This is a genomic window from Pandoraea commovens, assembly GCF_024704525.1.
GTDB lineage: Bacteria > Pseudomonadota > Gammaproteobacteria > Burkholderiales > Burkholderiaceae > Pandoraea > Pandoraea commovens.
In genome coordinates, this window is record NZ_CP102780.1 from 3,642,528 (window position 1) to 3,657,432 (window position 14,905).

The window sequence follows — 14,905 nt, forward strand, 5'->3', positions numbered from 1 at the left end:
CCAAACGCGCGAAGGAGCGCCCGATGAAAATCATGATCGTCACCGACGCCTGGGATCCGCAGATCAACGGCGTGGTCCGCACGTTGAAGAACACGCGCGCTCAGCTGGAAGCGGCCGGCCATCGTGTCGAGCTGCTCACGCCGCAGGAATTCCGCACGATCCCGTGCCCGACCTATCCGGAAATCCGCCTCGCGTTCTTCGCGGGCGGGCGCGTCGGACGCCGCATCGCAGACTTCGCCCCGGACGCCCTGCACATCGCCACCGAAGGCCCGCTGGGCATGGCGGCCCGCAAGTGGGCGGTGCGTAACGGCTTCCCGTTCACCACCGCCTATCACACGCGCTTCCCGGAATACGTGCAGGCGCGCTTCGGCTTCCCGCTCTCTGCCACCTACCGTTTCCTGCGTTGGTTTCACAAACCCTCGCGTGCGGTGATGGCCCCTACACCGGTCGTCAAACGTGACCTCGAAGCGAATGGCTTCGACAACGTGGTGTTGTGGACGCGCGGCGTCGATCTCGACATCTTCCGTGTGCAGGAAGCACATGTGCTAAATTCAGCACATCCGATTTTCCTCTACGTGGGGCGCGTTGCCGTGGAGAAGAACATCGAAGCCTTCCTGAAGCTGGATTTGCCTGGCTCGAAATGGGTCGCGGGCGAAGGGCCGCAACTGGCCGAACTCCGCTCGCGCTACCCCGATGTGAACTATCTCGGCATGCTCTCGCAGCCTGAACTGGCGAAGGTCTATGCGTCGGCCGACGTCTTCGTCTTCCCGAGCCGCACCGATACGTTCGGTCTGGTGTTGCTCGAAGCGATGGCGTGCGGGCTGCCGGTGGCGGCCTACCCGGTGACCGGGCCGGTCGATGTGTTCGCCGGTTGCCCCGAGGGCGACGGCGGCGCACTGCGCGAGGATTTGCGCGAGGCGTGTCTGGACGCCCTCAAGGTCTCGCGAGCCAGCGCGCGTGCCTGGGCCGAGCGCTTCTCGTGGCAGGCGGCCTCTGAAGAATTCGCCTCGCATCTGCATCCGCGCAAGCCCGAGCCGTCGCTCGCGCCCGCGGTCTGATCCACCTCCAGAGCCCGTTGCGGCGAGGAACCTGACGCTTGTTCATCGATCACCCGCCGCCACGCGACAAACAACCGAATCCGTACAAGGGCAACCGGGGCGTCATGCGCGCCTGGCGTGCCCTGAAGTACTCGCTGTCCGGATTCAAGTTTGCCGTGTTCGAGGAGAGCGCCTTCCGTCAGGAACTCGCGCTCGCCGCCATTCTCCTGCCCGCTGCGATTTTCCTGCCGGTGACGGCCGTCGAGCGCGTACTGCTCATCGGCTCGATCCTGCTCGTGCTCATCATCGAGCTGATCAATTCGAGCATCGAGGCCGCCATCGACCGTATTTCGCTCGAACGACACGAACTGTCCAAGCGTGCGAAGGATTTCGGCAGTGCCGCCGTGCTGGTCGCGCTCGGCCTGTGCCTTCTCACCTGGGCCTCGCTCGCCGGCCCGGTCATTGTGGAGCTCGTACGTACGGCATTTTTCTGATATCGCTCGTCGCCCCGGGTTGCAGGCTTGGCAGCGTCTGGCTGCCGGGTATAATCGTTCGCCGTATACCCAATACTCAACTCATAAACGCAAGCGGAGAACCTCCTTCGCCGAGCTTGCCGCTAACCGGGGCCGACAGACATGGAAGCAAAGCCGCCACGCCGAACCCGCGAACGAATTCTCGAAGTGTCCCTGCGACTCTTCAACGAAATCGGCGAACCGAACGTCACCACCACCACGATTGCCGAGGAGATGAAAATCAGCCCCGGCAATCTGTACTATCACTTCCGCAACAAAGACGACATCATCAACAGCATCTTTGCGCAGTTCGAGCAGGAAATCGAACGTCGCCTGCGGCTGCCCGATGATCACAAACCCACGCTCGACGAAGTCTGGACGTATCTGCAATACATGTCCGAATTTCTGTGGCGTTTCCGTTTCCTCTATCGCGACCTCAACGACCTGCTCGCGCGTAACCGTACGCTGGAGACGCACTTCAAGCAGATCGTCGGCCACAAGAAGCGCTTCGCACGCGAGATGTGCGACCTGCTCGTGGCCGATGGCGAAATGGAAATCACGCCGGAGCAGATCGAGATCGTGACCACCAACATGGTGGTGTTATCCACGTACTGGTTGTCCTATCAATTCGTGATGAACCCGCGCAAGTACAACGATCCCGCAGAAATCGGCGCAGGGCTGCATCAATCGAGCTATCACATCCTTTCGCAGATGGCGCCCTACCTCAAGGGAAAGTCACGCGAGCTGTATGACAAGATGGCTCGGGAATCATCGTCCAAGGGAGTGCAGTAAGGCATGTCGTCGGAAGTCAAATCCATTTGCATCTACTGCGGGGCCGCGACCGGCGCTCGCCCCGAGTACGCAGACGCGGCCCGTGATCTGGGCCGTCGCATGGCCGAAGCGGGTATCCGTCTCGTGTACGGCGGTGGCAAGGTCGGCCTGATGGGCATCATTGCCGACGCCGTGCTCGCGCATGGCGGCGAGGTCATCGGCATCATTCCGAAGGCATTGATGGAGAAGGAAGTCGGCCATACCGGGCTGACGGAACTCCACGTCGTCGAGAACATGCATCAGCGCAAGCAGATGATGGCCGATCTCTCGGACGCCTTCATCGCCATGCCCGGCGGCATCGGTACGTGCGAAGAGCTATTCGAAGTTTTCACCTGGCTGCAAATCGGCTACCACGCGAAACCGATTGGCTTGCTCAACGTCGAGAACTACTACGATCCGCTGCTGGTGTTCCTCAAGTCGATGGTGACCGAACAGTTCCTCAAGGCGCCGCAACTCGATCAGTTGCAGATCGCCGCATCGCCGGAATCGTTGTTGGAGACGATGCGTCACTTCAAGCCGTCGCAGGTCGATCGCTGGGCGCATCAACGCACGCAGATCTAAGCAGTCGCGTCGTTGCCTTTCGCTTCATCGCTGCGCGGCACGACCGTCGCGCAGCACCTCCTCCTCCTCCCCCGTCCCCCGCCCCTCCAGCAGCCTCATCCCACGCCAAACGGCGCGATTGAACTCTCGACGTCCCCGACACTCAGACATCCGTTGCATGCGGACCTCTGCGTGCGCGCCCGCCCTTCTGCCCGCCTGGGTCAACACCATCCGACGAGCAACCTGCCCATGATGTTAAAGATGTTCCGCCCGATGCGGCTGCTGCGATCCCGTTGGCTGCGTCCACATGCTGGCCTGCTGTTGCGCCGTAGTCTGTGGCAAGCCACGCCGCGTGGCGTGGCCATCGGACTGGCGTGCGGTGTCTTTTTCGGGTTTCTGCTTCCGGTGGCGCAAATGCCGGTGGCGATTCTCGTGGCAGCCCTGCTGCGCGGGAATCTCTTTCTGGCGACGATGGGCACGCTGATTACCAATCCGCTCACGGTGCCGTTCGTCTATTTCGGGGCGCATCATGTCGGCCGCTGGATGCTCGACTGGTCCCCCAAGGCCGAGATCGAAGCGACTGTCGCGGCGGCCACGCAGGCCGGTGAGAGCTTCTGGACGCAATTGCTGAATTTCGACTTCGGCACCGCGACGTTGCATCTCGGTACAGGTCTGGCCGCCTTTGCCGTCGCAGGCGGCGCGCTGGCGTACGTCATCGGCTTCTTCTCGATCCGGTGGCACCAGCAACGTCAACCGGCAACGTCGGTGGCTTCGCCAACCTCAGCAGCCACAGCAGCGGTGAGAAACCCGCCGCGCGGCTGACTGCCCTTCCCACCTCAGCAGATCAGAACGACGAGCCCGGCTCCTTGAGGAAAGCGATTTCCTCCGGCGTCGAGTCGCGTCCCAACGCTGCATTACGGTGCGGATATCGACCGAATCGCTCGATGATGACGGCGTGCCTGCGCGCGTAATCGAGGTTATCGACGAGGCCCGACGTTTGCGCCAGTTGCTCGTACAGCGCCAGCGACATGTGCTGGCTCTCAAGCGACTCGTCGTGTTCGAACGGCAGATAGACGAACACGCGATGCTGTGCGGTCGGCAGCCGCTGATCGTCACCCGCCTCCACGAGACGACGCGCCACCGCCAGCGCCTGCGCGTCACCCGCGAACGCTTCGCCGCGATGCCGGAACAAGTTGCGCGAGAACTGATCGAGCACCACGATCAGTGCACAAGCGCCGAGCGGCGTTTGCGCCCAGTCGCTCAACGCCCCGGCAACCGCCTGCGCGTGGATCTCACCGAAGCGTGTGCGAATCTCCTCGTCGAAGGCATCCGATTTACGGAACCACTCGGGACGTGCCATCCCATAGACCTCGGCGTCAGGCGTGCCGAACCAGAAGTCGAGCACCGCCTGCCACGGTTGCAACGGTTGGGTTTGCGAAAGAATGTCTGCTGCCGGAGTCGCCATCGAGAATCCTGAGGTGAACGTTGTGAGATCGCCCGATGATGCCAGACTCAGGCGAATGCCAACACCACCCGGCGGGTGCGCGACGTCTTCTTCTCGATCTTTGACACGCGCAATGCGCCGATCTCCGCAGTGTTGCCGACGTGCGTGCCGCCGCAAGGCTGCAAGTCGATGCCTTCGATGCGCACGAGTCGCACGCGGCCCAACCCGACCGGCGGCTTCACGCTCATCGTCCGCACGAGTTCCGGGCGCTCCGCCATCTCTTCGTCGCTGATGCTGTCGATCGCGACCGGACGTGCCGCCGCCACAAGCGCCGCCAACCCGGCCTCCACTGTCTCGCGCTCGATCGGTTCGTTCGTCACAAAGTCGAGCCGCGCGTACTCCGTGGTGATGCTGCATCCGTCGACCGGGTGCGGCAGCACGGCGCACATCAGGTGCGACGCGGTATGAAACCGCATATGACGGAAGCGTCGCTCCCAGTCGATTTCCGCCTGAACGACATCGCCGACCGACAGTCCGGCCAGTAGGTGGCCCTGCCCTTCGGCAGGTACGTGCACGGCATCGTCGGGCGTCGCGCCTTCGTGCTTCGATTTGCGGGTGTCGGCGATGGTCAGGCGCGTACCGTCGGCAAGCACGAATGCGCCAGCGTCACCGGCTTGCCCGCCACCGAGCGGATAGAAGACGGTGCGATCGAGCATGATGCCCGTCTCGTCGATATGCGTGATGCGCGCCTCGCATTGGCGCAGATAGGCGTCTTGTCGGAACAGCGCTTCGGTTGTCATGCGGCCTCCTGTGGGAACGGGACATGTTCGCGCGACTCCCGCCCCGCTGGCAAGACACAATCCGATGCGCCGACGCCGGTACGGTCGTACCCTGCGACAGCAGTCCTGCGACTTCCAGCGCCATCAGGCAGTTCCTCGTGCTTCTCCCAACGCGGCCCACTTTGGTCCATGAGCAACGTGACCTCATAGGTTGCGCCCCAACCCGACGCCGCGTTTGCGACTTCTCGACATCGATTGTCCCGGCGCAACAGCCCACTGCTTTCGCTCGCCGCATATTACGGACGATCGCAATGACGCGATCGCATTTGAAAGGAACGACGCCATGACGAGACCCCCTCTTGCCCGTCCACGGGCCCCCTCTCCTGATGCGGCCGCTCATCATCGGGCTCACGCCTTGTCCTCCTCGGCCCCCGTCTCCCGCATCAATGGCGCTGTGGATGCGCAAGCGCTCGCGCATGCGTATGCCCTGTACGCCTCGAACGATCTGGAAGGCGCCGCACGCGCGTTCGCCTCGATTTGCCGCGCGCTTCCCGATCACACCGCCGCGTACAAGGCCTTCGGGTACGTGCTTTGCCAGCTCGGCGATTTCGAACAGGCGATTGCGCCGCTCATGGTGGCGATCTCCCGTGAATACGGCAATCCGGAACCGCTCTACTTCGCTGCGATCTGCATGCAACGCACGGGCGACCCAAAAACCGCGCGCGAGATGGCCACCGACGCGCTGGACATGGCCCGCTGCACCCACGACAACACCGACCTGCGCGCGCGTTTGACGCGCCTGCTGGGCGCCCTCTGATTCGCAACTCTTTCAACGACGCGCAAGCCCCTGAAGTCAATGCCAAGCACACATTCGAACACCTACCTCACGCCTGCCAACGCTTCGAACACCTACACCGGTGGCATGCCTTTGCCCGACGCGGACAACGCTGCGGTGCGAAACGACGCGGCAAACGCCCTTAAACGCCTTTCCGAAATTTCGAGTTCATTGAGTGAGATGGCGCCGTCGCCGCCTGCGGTCGGTCGCTTTACGGCGTTGATGCACCACGTCGGTAATGTCGCGCTGAGCATCAGTGCGCTGGGCGCCGCCAGTCTGAATACGGTGAAGGAAACGTATGTGAGCAGCTCGCTATCGAGCGCGCACAAGATTACGTTGGGTACTGCCGCAGTCGCATCGTTGTCGAGCGTGATGGATCTGGCGGTGGCGGTCGGCAAGTACTGTAATCCCGCGTCGACCACGTCGCAGATCATGAATACGGCATGGTTCGCCTCTGCCGGAAAGCTCCTCGGCTCGAAGCATATCGAGACCTACGGCGGGAAATATCAGACGGCGTTGCTGGGCACGTCGATGATCCTGTTCTTCAATCAGGCGGGCCAGATCGCAGGCCAGCACCACGCGCAGCACGAACACGAGGACACCGTCACGCCGAACTCGCTGGACTTGCCCGCGCCGTCCGCTTCACCGCAGACCCGCGCACAGGAACTCGACTCGCTGCAAAGCTGCATCGGTCTGGTCGCCACGGCTTACCGCGCCTTCGGGGACGTTGCGACGACAGCGGTCATCGACTGGATGAACGCGAGAGAAGCAAAACGCAACATGGATGTGGTCGAGCGCAGCATGAACTACGAAGAAGCGTTCGGGACCGTGGGGAAGTTCAGGCTTCGGGATGCCGACATGGCTTAACCAACCTTAACCAACCTCAACCAACCTCAACCAACCTCAACCAACCTCAACCCGCCTTATTCCGCATCCAGTCGGCCGTGCCGTAGAACGCCTGCATCAGGCGTTCCTGCAACGTGCCTTCCACATGGATGTCCTGCATGGCGAGCGCCATGCAGCGCAGCCACTGGTCGCGCTCACTCGATGCAATCGGGAACGGCAGGTGGCGCGCGCGCAGCATCGGGTGGCCGAAGCGTTCGATGTAATGGTTCGGCCCGCCCAGCCAGCCGCACAGGAACCAGAAGAGCTTGTCGCGTGAGCCGTCGAGCGACGCCGGATGCATCGCGCGAATACCCGCAAACTCGGGTTCAAGGTCCATCAGGTCGTAAAAACGGTCGACGAGTTCGCGCACGCGCGCCTCGCCGCCGAGCAGGGAAAAGGCCGTCGGCTGTGCCGACGTGTCTTGCGCGTCGTCATCTGCCGCAGCAGCCTGACGGGTGTTTTCAGAGGAGTTTTCGGTCGTCATGGGCAATATTGTGCCCGAGGCCCAACGCGTGTGCCACGAACGGCGTCTCGAAAAGGACAGCGCGTGATCAGAACGATGAGCGCGGCACATTGCCGCGCCCGACAGCGAACCATCACACGTCGCGCAATGTGCGCACGGCCGACTGACGCAACACCGCGCGCAAACCACTCCAGCCGCCAATCAGCGCGCACAGGACACCCGCGCCGATCCCGAGCACCGGCAGCCACGGATTGAACGTCAGCGCGAACTCGAAGACGTAGCGCGCCAATGCCCAGCCAAGCGCACCCGCCCCCAGCGCGGCGAGCAGCCCGGCCAGTGCACCGACCGTCACCAGCTCCGCCAGATGGACATCCCGCAACTGTCGCGACGATGCCCCCAGCGCCCGCAAAATACCGCTCTCGCGCATGCGTTCGTCGCGCGTACCGGCAAGCGCGGCATACAGCACCAGCACCCCGGCGGCGAGCGTGAAGAAGAAGAGCGCCTGCACGGCGTCGATCACCTGCGACAGAATCTGCTGAATCTGTGCGAGCAATGCGCCCGTATCGATCACGGTGACATTGGGGAACTGACGCACCAGTGCGTCCGCCACGCTCTGCTGATTCGGCTCCAGATGGAACGAGGTAATCCACGTCATCGGAAAATCGCGCAGCGCGGCGGGCGGCATCACCACAAAGAAATTCACGCGCATCGATCCCCAGTCGAGCTTGCGCAGGCTCGTAATCGGCGCGTCGATGGTCTGCCCCGTCACTTCGAATCGCAGCGTGTCGCCGAGCTTCAGGCCGAGCGTCTTCGCGATGCCCTCTTCCATCGAGATCTGCGGCTTATCGGTCTCGCCGTACCACTGGCCCGCCGTCACACGGTTCCCGTCGGGCAACGCCGACGTGTAAGACAGATTGAATTCGCGCTCGGCAAGGCGACGCGCGCGCTCCTCGGTGTAGCTTTCGCCCGTCACCGGCTTGTCGTTGATGGCCGTCAGTCGCGCGCGGATCATCGGCGAGAGCTGCACATCGGGCAGACCGGCCGCGTGAAGTTGTGTGAGCACCGGCGCGTCCTGCCCCGGCTGAATGTCGATGACGAAACGGTTCGGCGCATCCGGCGGGCTCGAGTGCTGCCAACCCGCAACCAGATCGTTGCGTGTCACCGCCAACAGCAGCAACGCCATTAATCCCAGCCCCAACGCCACCACCTGCAAGGCGCTGCCGAGACCTCGACGACGCAACCCGGCCACCGCATACCGCCAGCCGATGCCTCCCACCGCGCCACCGGCGGCCCCCGTACTGCGCGCCCAAGCCGCAAGACCGCGAATCGCCAACCAGGCCAGCACGCCGAAAACAATCGCGCCGACGACAAACCCACCGGCCACCATCGCACCCAGACGCAGATCACGCGCCGCGAACAGCAGCAGCGCACCGAACGCCAGCGCGCTTGCACCGTACGCAAGCCATCCCTGACGGCGCGCCCCACCGACTACGTCGCGACGCAACACGTGCAGCGGGGCCACTTCCGAGAGCGGCAGCAGCGGCGGCAACGCAAATCCCAGCAGCATCACCAGCGCGCTTGCGAGACCGAACGCAGCGGGTCGCCACGTCGGCGCAGGCAACCCCGCCGGAATCACGTCGCCGAGTTGCGCCAGCAGCGCCCAGTGCGCCGCGTAACCGAGCGCCACGCCGAGCACACCGCCAATCAGACCGAGACCGATGAATTCAAGTGTCACCATGCCGCGCAAGGCCCGGCGCGGCAGACCGAGACATCGCATGACGGCGCACGCGTCGAGATGGCGCTCGCTGTACCGGCGCGACGCGATGCCCACGGCCACCGCCGCGAGCACAGCGGCGAGCAGTGCCACGAGCGAGAGGAAACGCTCGGCGCGATCGAGCGTCTGCCGCACCTGCGGTTGCCCGTCTTCCAGCGATTCGAGGTGAACGCCACGCGCCTGCTCCGCCGCCGGACGCGCCCATGCGGTGAACTTACCGACCTGCGTGTCGGCGCCCGCCACCAGCAGACGATAAGTAATGCGGCTGCCGAACTGCACGAGGCCGGTCGACGGCAATTCGTCGAAGCGCATCATCACGCGCGGTGCGAGCGAGCCGAAGCCGTAGCCCCGATCCATCTCGCGGGTAATGACGGCGGCGATGCGCAGCGTGCGATTGCCCACGCGAATCGACTCGCCGGGTTTGACGTGCAGGGCATCGAGCAGCGCGGCGTCGACCCAGACCGTGCCGGGCGCGGGAATGCCGTCGGCGGGTGCGTCCGGTGTATTGGCCCCGGCGTCGGGGGCCACGCGCACGCGGCCACGCAACGGATAACCGTCGCTCACCGCTTTGAGCGACGAGAGACGGCTCGCGGCCGTCTGTCCACTCTCCCCCGTCGCACTGGCCATACTCGGGAAATTGGCGATCACGGCCGTCGACAACCCGTCGGCCTGTGCCTGACGGGTGAATTCGGGTGCCAGAGGAGCGTCGCTGCGAACGACAAGATCGGCGGCGAGCATCTGACGCGCGTCGCGCTCAAGCCCGCCCTGCATCCGATCAGAGAGAAAACCTACGCTGGAGAGTGCGCCGACCGCCAGCAACAATGCCACGAGAAGCAGATGCAACTCGCCTGCGCGCCAATCGCGCAGGAACATCCGCCAGGCCTGGCGGGCAACTTCAGTGAACCCCATCGTTCCTCAATCCTTTGACCCGCGCCAGTAACGAGCGCCAACCGCGCCAGACGCGCGGCAACCACCACCAAGCCAACACGACGAACAGCAACAACATCAGGAGAAAAACGGCGGGAAGGAAGAACGCCAGCGCCAGTCCGCCCACCGTGGAGACATCTTCGCCGGCTGAGGCCGCGACATTCGAGAAAGGTTCCGGCGACGTGTTGATCAGCGCACGGCTGCCCGCCTTGGCCAGATGCGCCGTGCCTGCCAGCGCACCGCCCGCCAGTCCGGCCAGCACGGTCACGGCCGGATCGGTCTGACCCAGCGCCGCCGCGCCAAGCACGATCCCCGCCGGAATCCGGATGAAGGTGTGCACGGCGTCCCACGCGCTGTCGACAAAGGGGATCTTGTCCGCGAAGAACTCGATGGCGGCCAACACACCCGCCGTGGCAATCACCCAGGTCGACGCCAGTACGGCGAGCGTGGGCGGCAGGTGCAACCACCCGAAACGCGCTGCCAGACCCGCGCAGAACACCGTCAGGTACAACCGCAGGCCGCTGCCCCAGGACAGCCCTGCGCCGAGCGCAATCGATTCAAGCATGGTGACCTCGCTGCCGCCGACATGACGGCGTCGCACGATCACGCGTCGCGCACTGCCGACGCGGTAACAGCCCACCGACCACTCGCCGGATATCGAACCCTTACCCCTTACCACTTAAAGCCGTTCAACCACCCGGCATCTGCCCGACATCCACCCTACATGTGACCGATGAGTAACTGGACCGTTACCGCGCCATTATGCCGCGCGTTGCGGCAACGCACCACCGGTGACTTGAAAGGCGATCACGCCGCCGTCAGCTTCAGTCCGACCAGCCCGGCAAGAATGAGCGTGACGCTTGCGATACGGGCAGCGGACGCCGATTCGCCGAACAGCACGATCCCGAGGACGAACGCGCCGACCGCGCCGATGCCCGTCCAGATGGCGTAGGCGGTGCCGAGCGGCAGCGTGCGCACGGCGAGAGCCAGCAGCCAGACGCTGCCGACCATCGACACAATGGTGAATACGGAGGGGACGAGACGCGAGAAACCTTGCGTGTACTTGAGCCCGACGGCCCACGCCACTTCAAGAAAACCGGCACAAACCAGAAGAATCCAGGCCATGACTGACTTCGATGAAAGATCGGGGTCGTCCCCGGAGAAAAGAGAACCGCTTGCCGGGTCGTCCCGGCAATGGATTCCATCGAAGGTCAATCGAATTGCGGCTGAGCGCCTGACACCCCGGACGGAACAGGGGCGATTTTAGCAAACCACGCCGACCGACGTCGGCCGACGGCCTCAGCCGTTCGCGTCCACCTCGAGCCGGTAGCCCACACCCGTCTCGGTCAGGATGTGTTGCGGCTGCGCGGGGTCGGCTTCCAGCTTCTGCCGCAGGTGCCCCATGTAGATGCGCAGATAGTGATTGCTCTCGACATGCGACGGTCCCCACACCTCCTTGAGTAACTGACGATGCGTGAGCACCCGCCCCGCATGGCGCACGAGCGTGACCAGCAGCCGATACTCGATGGGGGTCAGGTGCACCGGTTCGCCCGCGCGCGTCACCTTGCGGCGCACAAGGTCGATGTTGATGTCGCCGAAAGAGAACGCTTCGTCGAGCGTCTCGGAATTGCCGCCGCGATGATGTCGTCGCAATTGCGCCCGAATGCGCGCGAGCAGTTCCGACACCCCGAACGGCTTCGTCAGATAATCGTCGGCCCCGACATCGAGTGCGACGACTTTCTCGGCTTCCTCGTTGCGCGCCGACAGCACGATGATCGGCATGTCGGTCCAACTGCGGACTTCGCGAATGACTTCCACGCCATCGATATCCGGCAACCCCAGATCGACGATCAGCAAGTCGGGCTTGCGCGTGGCCGCCTCGACCATGCCCTGCCGTCCGGCTTCCGCCTCGTGCACGACCATGCCCTCGGCTTCGAGCGACGTGCGCAGAAACCGCCGGATCTGGCGCTCGTCCTCAATCACCACGATGTTGATGGTCGGTTCACTCATGTTGTTTCGTTACGTTTGCGTCAGGCGCATCAGGTGCGCCAGACGCGGGTTCCACATCGCCGGTCGGGTCGACGCATAACGCCGAATCGCCAGACTCGGCGACGCCGTCATCGATCCCTTGCGCGACGTCGGGCGCCACAGGCGGCGTTTCCACCGGCAAGGTGAATATGAAGCGCGCACCATGCCCGTCAGGGACGTTGGTGGCGTGAATTTTACCGCCGTGCGCTTCCACAATCGCGCGACAGATCGCCAGCCCCAGGCCGATGCCGGGCTTGGCCGACTCCTTCTCGCCGCGCATGAATTTTTCGAAGATACGGCCTTCCATGCCCGCCTGCAAACCGGGACCGTCGTCGCTCACGCTCACTTCAACTTCCTCGCCGACCACACGTGCCGCGATTTCGATGTGTGAGCCCGCAGGCGAATACTTTGCGGCGTTCTCGAGCAGGTTGGCAAAGAGACGCTCCAGCAGCACAGCATCGAAACGCAGTAACGGCAGATCGGCAGGCAAGCGCGTCGTCACTTCGTGATCTGCGAGCACACGGCGGCAAGCACGCAGCGACGTGCCCACCACTTCCTCCAGCATCTGCCACTGACGATTGAGCTGAACGCCACCGCCTTCCAACTTCGCCATGTCGAGCAGATTGGTCACGAGCCCCGTCATGCGCTGCGCTTCTTCATGGATGGCATCGACGAGATCGATACGCAGCGGACCGGGCGTCTGCGCGTTGCGGCTGAGCATGCTTGCAAAGCCGACGATGGACGTGAGCGGCGTGCGCAAGTCGTGCGAGATCGCGGAGAGCAACGAATTGCGCAGGCGCTCCGACTCCATCGTCACCAGCGCGTCCTGTGCGATTTCGACGTAGTGCACACGCTCCAGCGCCAATGCTATTTGTGCGGCAAACGTATCGAGCAGACGCTGCTGTTCCGGCGTGCCTATTGCACCGCCGCCCGACTCGGGGGCAACGACCAGCACCCCGCGCGTGCGCATCGGCGCGCGTAGCGGCAGATAGTAGGCGTTAGATCCGGGCAGCGTATTCGTCCCCCGCCCCGCCGCCTGCTGACGGTCGTACACCCACTGTGCGACGTCCGTATCGATATGCGCAGGCATGGTCTCTTCCCGGGCATTCTCCACCGGCTGACGCACACTGCTCTGGCTGTCCGGCAGCAACAACGCCACGCGCGCCTGAAACACTTCGCGCACGTGACGCGAGCCGATCTCGACGATCTGCGGCGTCGTGAGCGCCGCCGCCAGTTCGCGCGCCATCGCATACACCGCACCGGTGCGCCGCTCCCGCCAGGTGGCGAGACGCGCCTGAAATCGCAAGCTCGTCGTCAGATGGCTGATGACCAGCGCGACGGTCAGCATGACGGCAAACGTCAACAAGTACTGCGTGTCGGAGACCGACAGCGACATCTTCGGCGGCACGAAAAAGAAATCGAACGCCACCACCGAGAGGAACGATGCCAGCACCCCCGGCCCACGCCCCAGCCGCATCGCCGCAATGATCACCCCGAGCAGATACAGCATGGCGATGTTGGCGAGATCGAGGAACGACGTCAGCTCGGCCGCCGCCAGCGAGACCGCGCCGCAAATGCCGACGGCCCACGCATACGCCCGCCACGGACCACCGACGAGCCCCAGTTCCGGAGCCGTCTCGAACCAGTCGCGCCAGTCGCCGCGCACCACCCGGTTCTCGGCCGACCGGTCACCCGCGGCCGGCCCGATCAGCACCACGTCGACACCCCGTGCGCGACGCAGCAATGCCTCATGCAGCGGAGTACGCGCCGTCCACCAGCGCCGCGCACCGCTCGCCCCGACCACCAGCTTCGAGACGTTGCGCATCTGCGCATAGGCCAGCAGCGTCGTCGCGGCTTCCGCGCCGTCCAGCGTGAGCGTTTCTGCGCCCAGTTCGTGCGCCAGTTTGAGCGTGGCATAGACGCTCTCGCGACGGGCCGTCGCCTGACGCAGAATCGCCGGTGTTTCCACATGTACCGCCAGCCAGTCGGCGCGCAGACTCGCCGCGAGTCGCGCGGCCGCGCGCACCAGCGCCACGCCTTCCGGCCCCGGCCCAATCGCCACGAGCAAGCGCTCGCGCGCCTGCCAGACCTGACTGATCGATTGGTCCGCACGGTACTCACGCATCTGCGCGTCTACACGGTCGGCCGTGCGACGCAGCGCCAGCTCGCGCAGCGCGATGAGGTTGCCTTTGCGGAAGAAGTTACGCACGGCGCGCTCCGCCTGCGCGGCCATGTACACCTTGCCCTCGCGCATGCGTTCGAGCAGTTCGTCGGGCGGCAGATCGACCAGCTTCACTTCGTCCGCCAGATCGAACACACGGTCGGGAATCGTCTCCCAAACGCGGATGCCGGTAATCTGGCCGACCACGTCGTTCAGCCTTTCGAGGTGCTGCACGTTGAGCGTGGTGTAGACGTCGATGCCCGCATCGAGCAGTTCGTGCACGTCTTGCCAGCGCTTGAGGTGCCGCTCGCCCGCCACGTTCGCATGCGCGAGTTCGTCGACGAGTGCTACGGCCGGTTTGCGCGCGAGCATGCCATCGAGATCGAATTCGCGCAGCATACGGCCGCGATACTCGACCGTCTTCTGCGGCAGGACTTCCAGCCCTTCGAGCAGACGCGCGGTCTCTTCCCGGCCATGCGTTTCCAGCACACCGACGACCACATCGGTGCCCTCATCGCTAAGCTTGCGGGCAGCTTGCAGCATCGCAAACGTTTTGCCCACACCGGCGGAAGCGCCGAAGAATATCTTCAGACGACCGCGCCGCTCGCGCGCTTCGTCGCGTTGCAGCTTGCCAAGCAATTCGTCGGGATCGGGGCGTTCCATGCCAGCCATCGGGTCAGTCCACTTTG

Annotated in this window: 15 protein-coding genes; 7 read left to right on the forward strand and 8 right to left on the reverse strand. The window is 64.2% G+C overall.

Features of this window, described 5'->3' with window-relative positions; genetic code table 11:
* The first annotated feature begins 23 nt into the window (after positions 1-23).
* The 5 genes from NTU39_RS16610 to NTU39_RS16630 all read left to right on the forward strand — a co-directional run bounded on the left by NTU39_RS16610 (position 24) and on the right by NTU39_RS16630 (position 3,742).
* On the forward strand, positions 24-1,058 hold the full coding sequence (locus NTU39_RS16610) for a glycosyltransferase family 4 protein (RefSeq protein WP_257958087.1): 1,035 nt from the start codon (positions 24-26) through the stop codon (positions 1,056-1,058).
* Between the two features lie 38 nt (positions 1,059-1,096).
* Complete coding sequence (locus NTU39_RS16615; protein WP_047905104.1) at positions 1,097-1,531, forward strand: diacylglycerol kinase; 435 nt, start codon at positions 1,097-1,099, stop codon at positions 1,529-1,531.
* 141 nt (positions 1,532-1,672) lie between these two features.
* On the forward strand, positions 1,673-2,341 hold the full coding sequence (locus NTU39_RS16620; RefSeq protein WP_150663163.1) for a TetR/AcrR family transcriptional regulator: 669 nt from the start codon (positions 1,673-1,675) through the stop codon (positions 2,339-2,341).
* Between the two features lie 3 nt (positions 2,342-2,344).
* Entirely contained in the window at positions 2,345-2,941 is a 597-nt protein-coding gene (locus NTU39_RS16625) for an LOG family protein (protein WP_150663164.1), read from the forward strand.
* A gap of 228 nt (positions 2,942-3,169) precedes the next feature.
* Positions 3,170-3,742 (forward strand): DUF2062 domain-containing protein, encoded by a 573-nt coding sequence (locus tag NTU39_RS16630; protein ID WP_150663165.1) that lies wholly within the window; start codon positions 3,170-3,172, stop codon positions 3,740-3,742.
* A 22-nt stretch (positions 3,743-3,764) separates the two neighbouring features.
* On the opposite strand, the gene NTU39_RS16635 is transcribed toward NTU39_RS16630, so the two are convergent.
* Both NTU39_RS16635 and NTU39_RS16640 read right to left on the reverse strand, forming a co-directional pair.
* Positions 3,765-4,385 (reverse strand): DUF924 family protein, encoded by a 621-nt coding sequence (locus tag NTU39_RS16635; RefSeq protein WP_257958088.1) that lies wholly within the window; start codon positions 4,383-4,385, stop codon positions 3,765-3,767.
* A 47-nt stretch (positions 4,386-4,432) separates the two neighbouring features.
* The gene (locus tag NTU39_RS16640) at positions 4,433-5,164 is read right to left on the reverse strand and encodes an alanyl-tRNA editing protein (RefSeq protein WP_150663167.1); all 732 of its coding nucleotides are present in this window, start codon (positions 5,162-5,164) and stop codon (positions 4,433-4,435) included.
* 433 nt (positions 5,165-5,597) lie between these two features.
* On the opposite strand from NTU39_RS16640, the gene NTU39_RS16645 reads away from it, so the two are divergent.
* Both NTU39_RS16645 and NTU39_RS16650 read left to right on the forward strand, forming a co-directional pair.
* The gene (locus NTU39_RS16645) at positions 5,598-5,960 is read left to right on the forward strand and encodes a tetratricopeptide repeat protein (protein WP_257958089.1); all 363 of its coding nucleotides are present in this window, start codon (positions 5,598-5,600) and stop codon (positions 5,958-5,960) included.
* A gap of 39 nt (positions 5,961-5,999) precedes the next feature.
* The gene (locus NTU39_RS16650; RefSeq protein ID WP_257958090.1) at positions 6,000-6,845 is read left to right on the forward strand and encodes a hypothetical protein; all 846 of its coding nucleotides are present in this window, start codon (positions 6,000-6,002) and stop codon (positions 6,843-6,845) included.
* A gap of 46 nt (positions 6,846-6,891) precedes the next feature.
* On the opposite strand, the gene NTU39_RS16655 is transcribed toward NTU39_RS16650, so the two are convergent.
* The 6 genes from NTU39_RS16655 to NTU39_RS16680 all read right to left on the reverse strand — a co-directional run bounded on the left by NTU39_RS16655 (position 6,892) and on the right by NTU39_RS16680 (position 14,879).
* Positions 6,892-7,347 (reverse strand): group II truncated hemoglobin, encoded by a 456-nt coding sequence (locus NTU39_RS16655; RefSeq protein WP_150663190.1) that lies wholly within the window; start codon positions 7,345-7,347, stop codon positions 6,892-6,894.
* Between the two features lie 112 nt (positions 7,348-7,459).
* On the reverse strand, positions 7,460-10,009 hold the full coding sequence (locus NTU39_RS16660; protein WP_246184442.1) for an ABC transporter permease: 2,550 nt from the start codon (positions 10,007-10,009) through the stop codon (positions 7,460-7,462).
* The gene (locus tag NTU39_RS16665; protein WP_039402874.1) at positions 9,996-10,592 is read right to left on the reverse strand and encodes a DUF4126 domain-containing protein; all 597 of its coding nucleotides are present in this window, start codon (positions 10,590-10,592) and stop codon (positions 9,996-9,998) included. The genes NTU39_RS16660 and NTU39_RS16665 overlap by 14 nt, the downstream gene beginning before the upstream one ends.
* A gap of 242 nt (positions 10,593-10,834) precedes the next feature.
* Positions 10,835-11,152, reverse strand: coding sequence for a quaternary ammonium compound efflux SMR transporter SugE (sugE, locus tag NTU39_RS16670; protein WP_039397603.1), 318 nt, complete (start codon positions 11,150-11,152; stop codon positions 10,835-10,837).
* Between the two features lie 174 nt (positions 11,153-11,326).
* Positions 11,327-12,037 (reverse strand): two-component system response regulator KdpE, encoded by a 711-nt coding sequence (gene kdpE, locus NTU39_RS16675; protein WP_150663191.1) that lies wholly within the window; start codon positions 12,035-12,037, stop codon positions 11,327-11,329.
* Complete coding sequence (locus NTU39_RS16680) at positions 12,030-14,879, reverse strand: DUF4118 domain-containing protein (protein WP_257960097.1); 2,850 nt, start codon at positions 14,877-14,879, stop codon at positions 12,030-12,032. Before NTU39_RS16680 ends, kdpE begins: the two co-directional genes overlap by 8 nt.
* Positions 14,880-14,905 lie beyond the last annotated feature (26 nt).

What these genes read in the sequence shown, in the direction of transcription:
- NTU39_RS16610 (WP_257958087.1), top strand. Translation starts at nt 24, where the DNA reads ATGAAAATCATGATCGTCACCGACGCCTGGGATCCGCAGATCAACGGC.
- NTU39_RS16620 (WP_150663163.1), top strand. Translation starts at nt 1,673, where the DNA reads ATGGAAGCAAAGCCGCCACGCCGAACCCGCGAACGAATTCTCGAAGTG.
- NTU39_RS16625 (WP_150663164.1), top strand. Translation starts at nt 2,345, where the DNA reads ATGTCGTCGGAAGTCAAATCCATTTGCATCTACTGCGGGGCCGCGACC.
- NTU39_RS16630 (WP_150663165.1), top strand. Translation starts at nt 3,170, where the DNA reads ATGATGTTAAAGATGTTCCGCCCGATGCGGCTGCTGCGATCCCGTTGG.
- NTU39_RS16635 (WP_257958088.1), bottom strand. Translation starts at nt 4,385, where the DNA reads ATGGCGACTCCGGCAGCAGACATTCTTTCGCAAACCCAACCGTTGCAA.
- NTU39_RS16640 (WP_150663167.1), bottom strand. Translation starts at nt 5,164, where the DNA reads ATGACAACCGAAGCGCTGTTCCGACAAGACGCCTATCTGCGCCAATGC.
- NTU39_RS16650 (WP_257958090.1), top strand. Translation starts at nt 6,000, where the DNA reads ATGCCAAGCACACATTCGAACACCTACCTCACGCCTGCCAACGCTTCG.
- NTU39_RS16655 (WP_150663190.1), bottom strand. Translation starts at nt 7,347, where the DNA reads ATGACGACCGAAAACTCCTCTGAAAACACCCGTCAGGCTGCTGCGGCA.
- NTU39_RS16660 (WP_246184442.1), bottom strand. Translation starts at nt 10,009, where the DNA reads ATGGGGTTCACTGAAGTTGCCCGCCAGGCCTGGCGGATGTTCCTGCGC.
- NTU39_RS16665 (WP_039402874.1), bottom strand. Translation starts at nt 10,592, where the DNA reads ATGCTTGAATCGATTGCGCTCGGCGCAGGGCTGTCCTGGGGCAGCGGC.
- sugE (WP_039397603.1), bottom strand. Translation starts at nt 11,152, where the DNA reads ATGGCCTGGATTCTTCTGGTTTGTGCCGGTTTTCTTGAAGTGGCGTGG.
- kdpE (WP_150663191.1), bottom strand. Translation starts at nt 12,037, where the DNA reads ATGAGTGAACCGACCATCAACATCGTGGTGATTGAGGACGAGCGCCAG.
- NTU39_RS16680 (WP_257960097.1), bottom strand. Translation starts at nt 14,879, where the DNA reads ATGGAACGCCCCGATCCCGACGAATTGCTTGGCAAGCTGCAACGCGAC.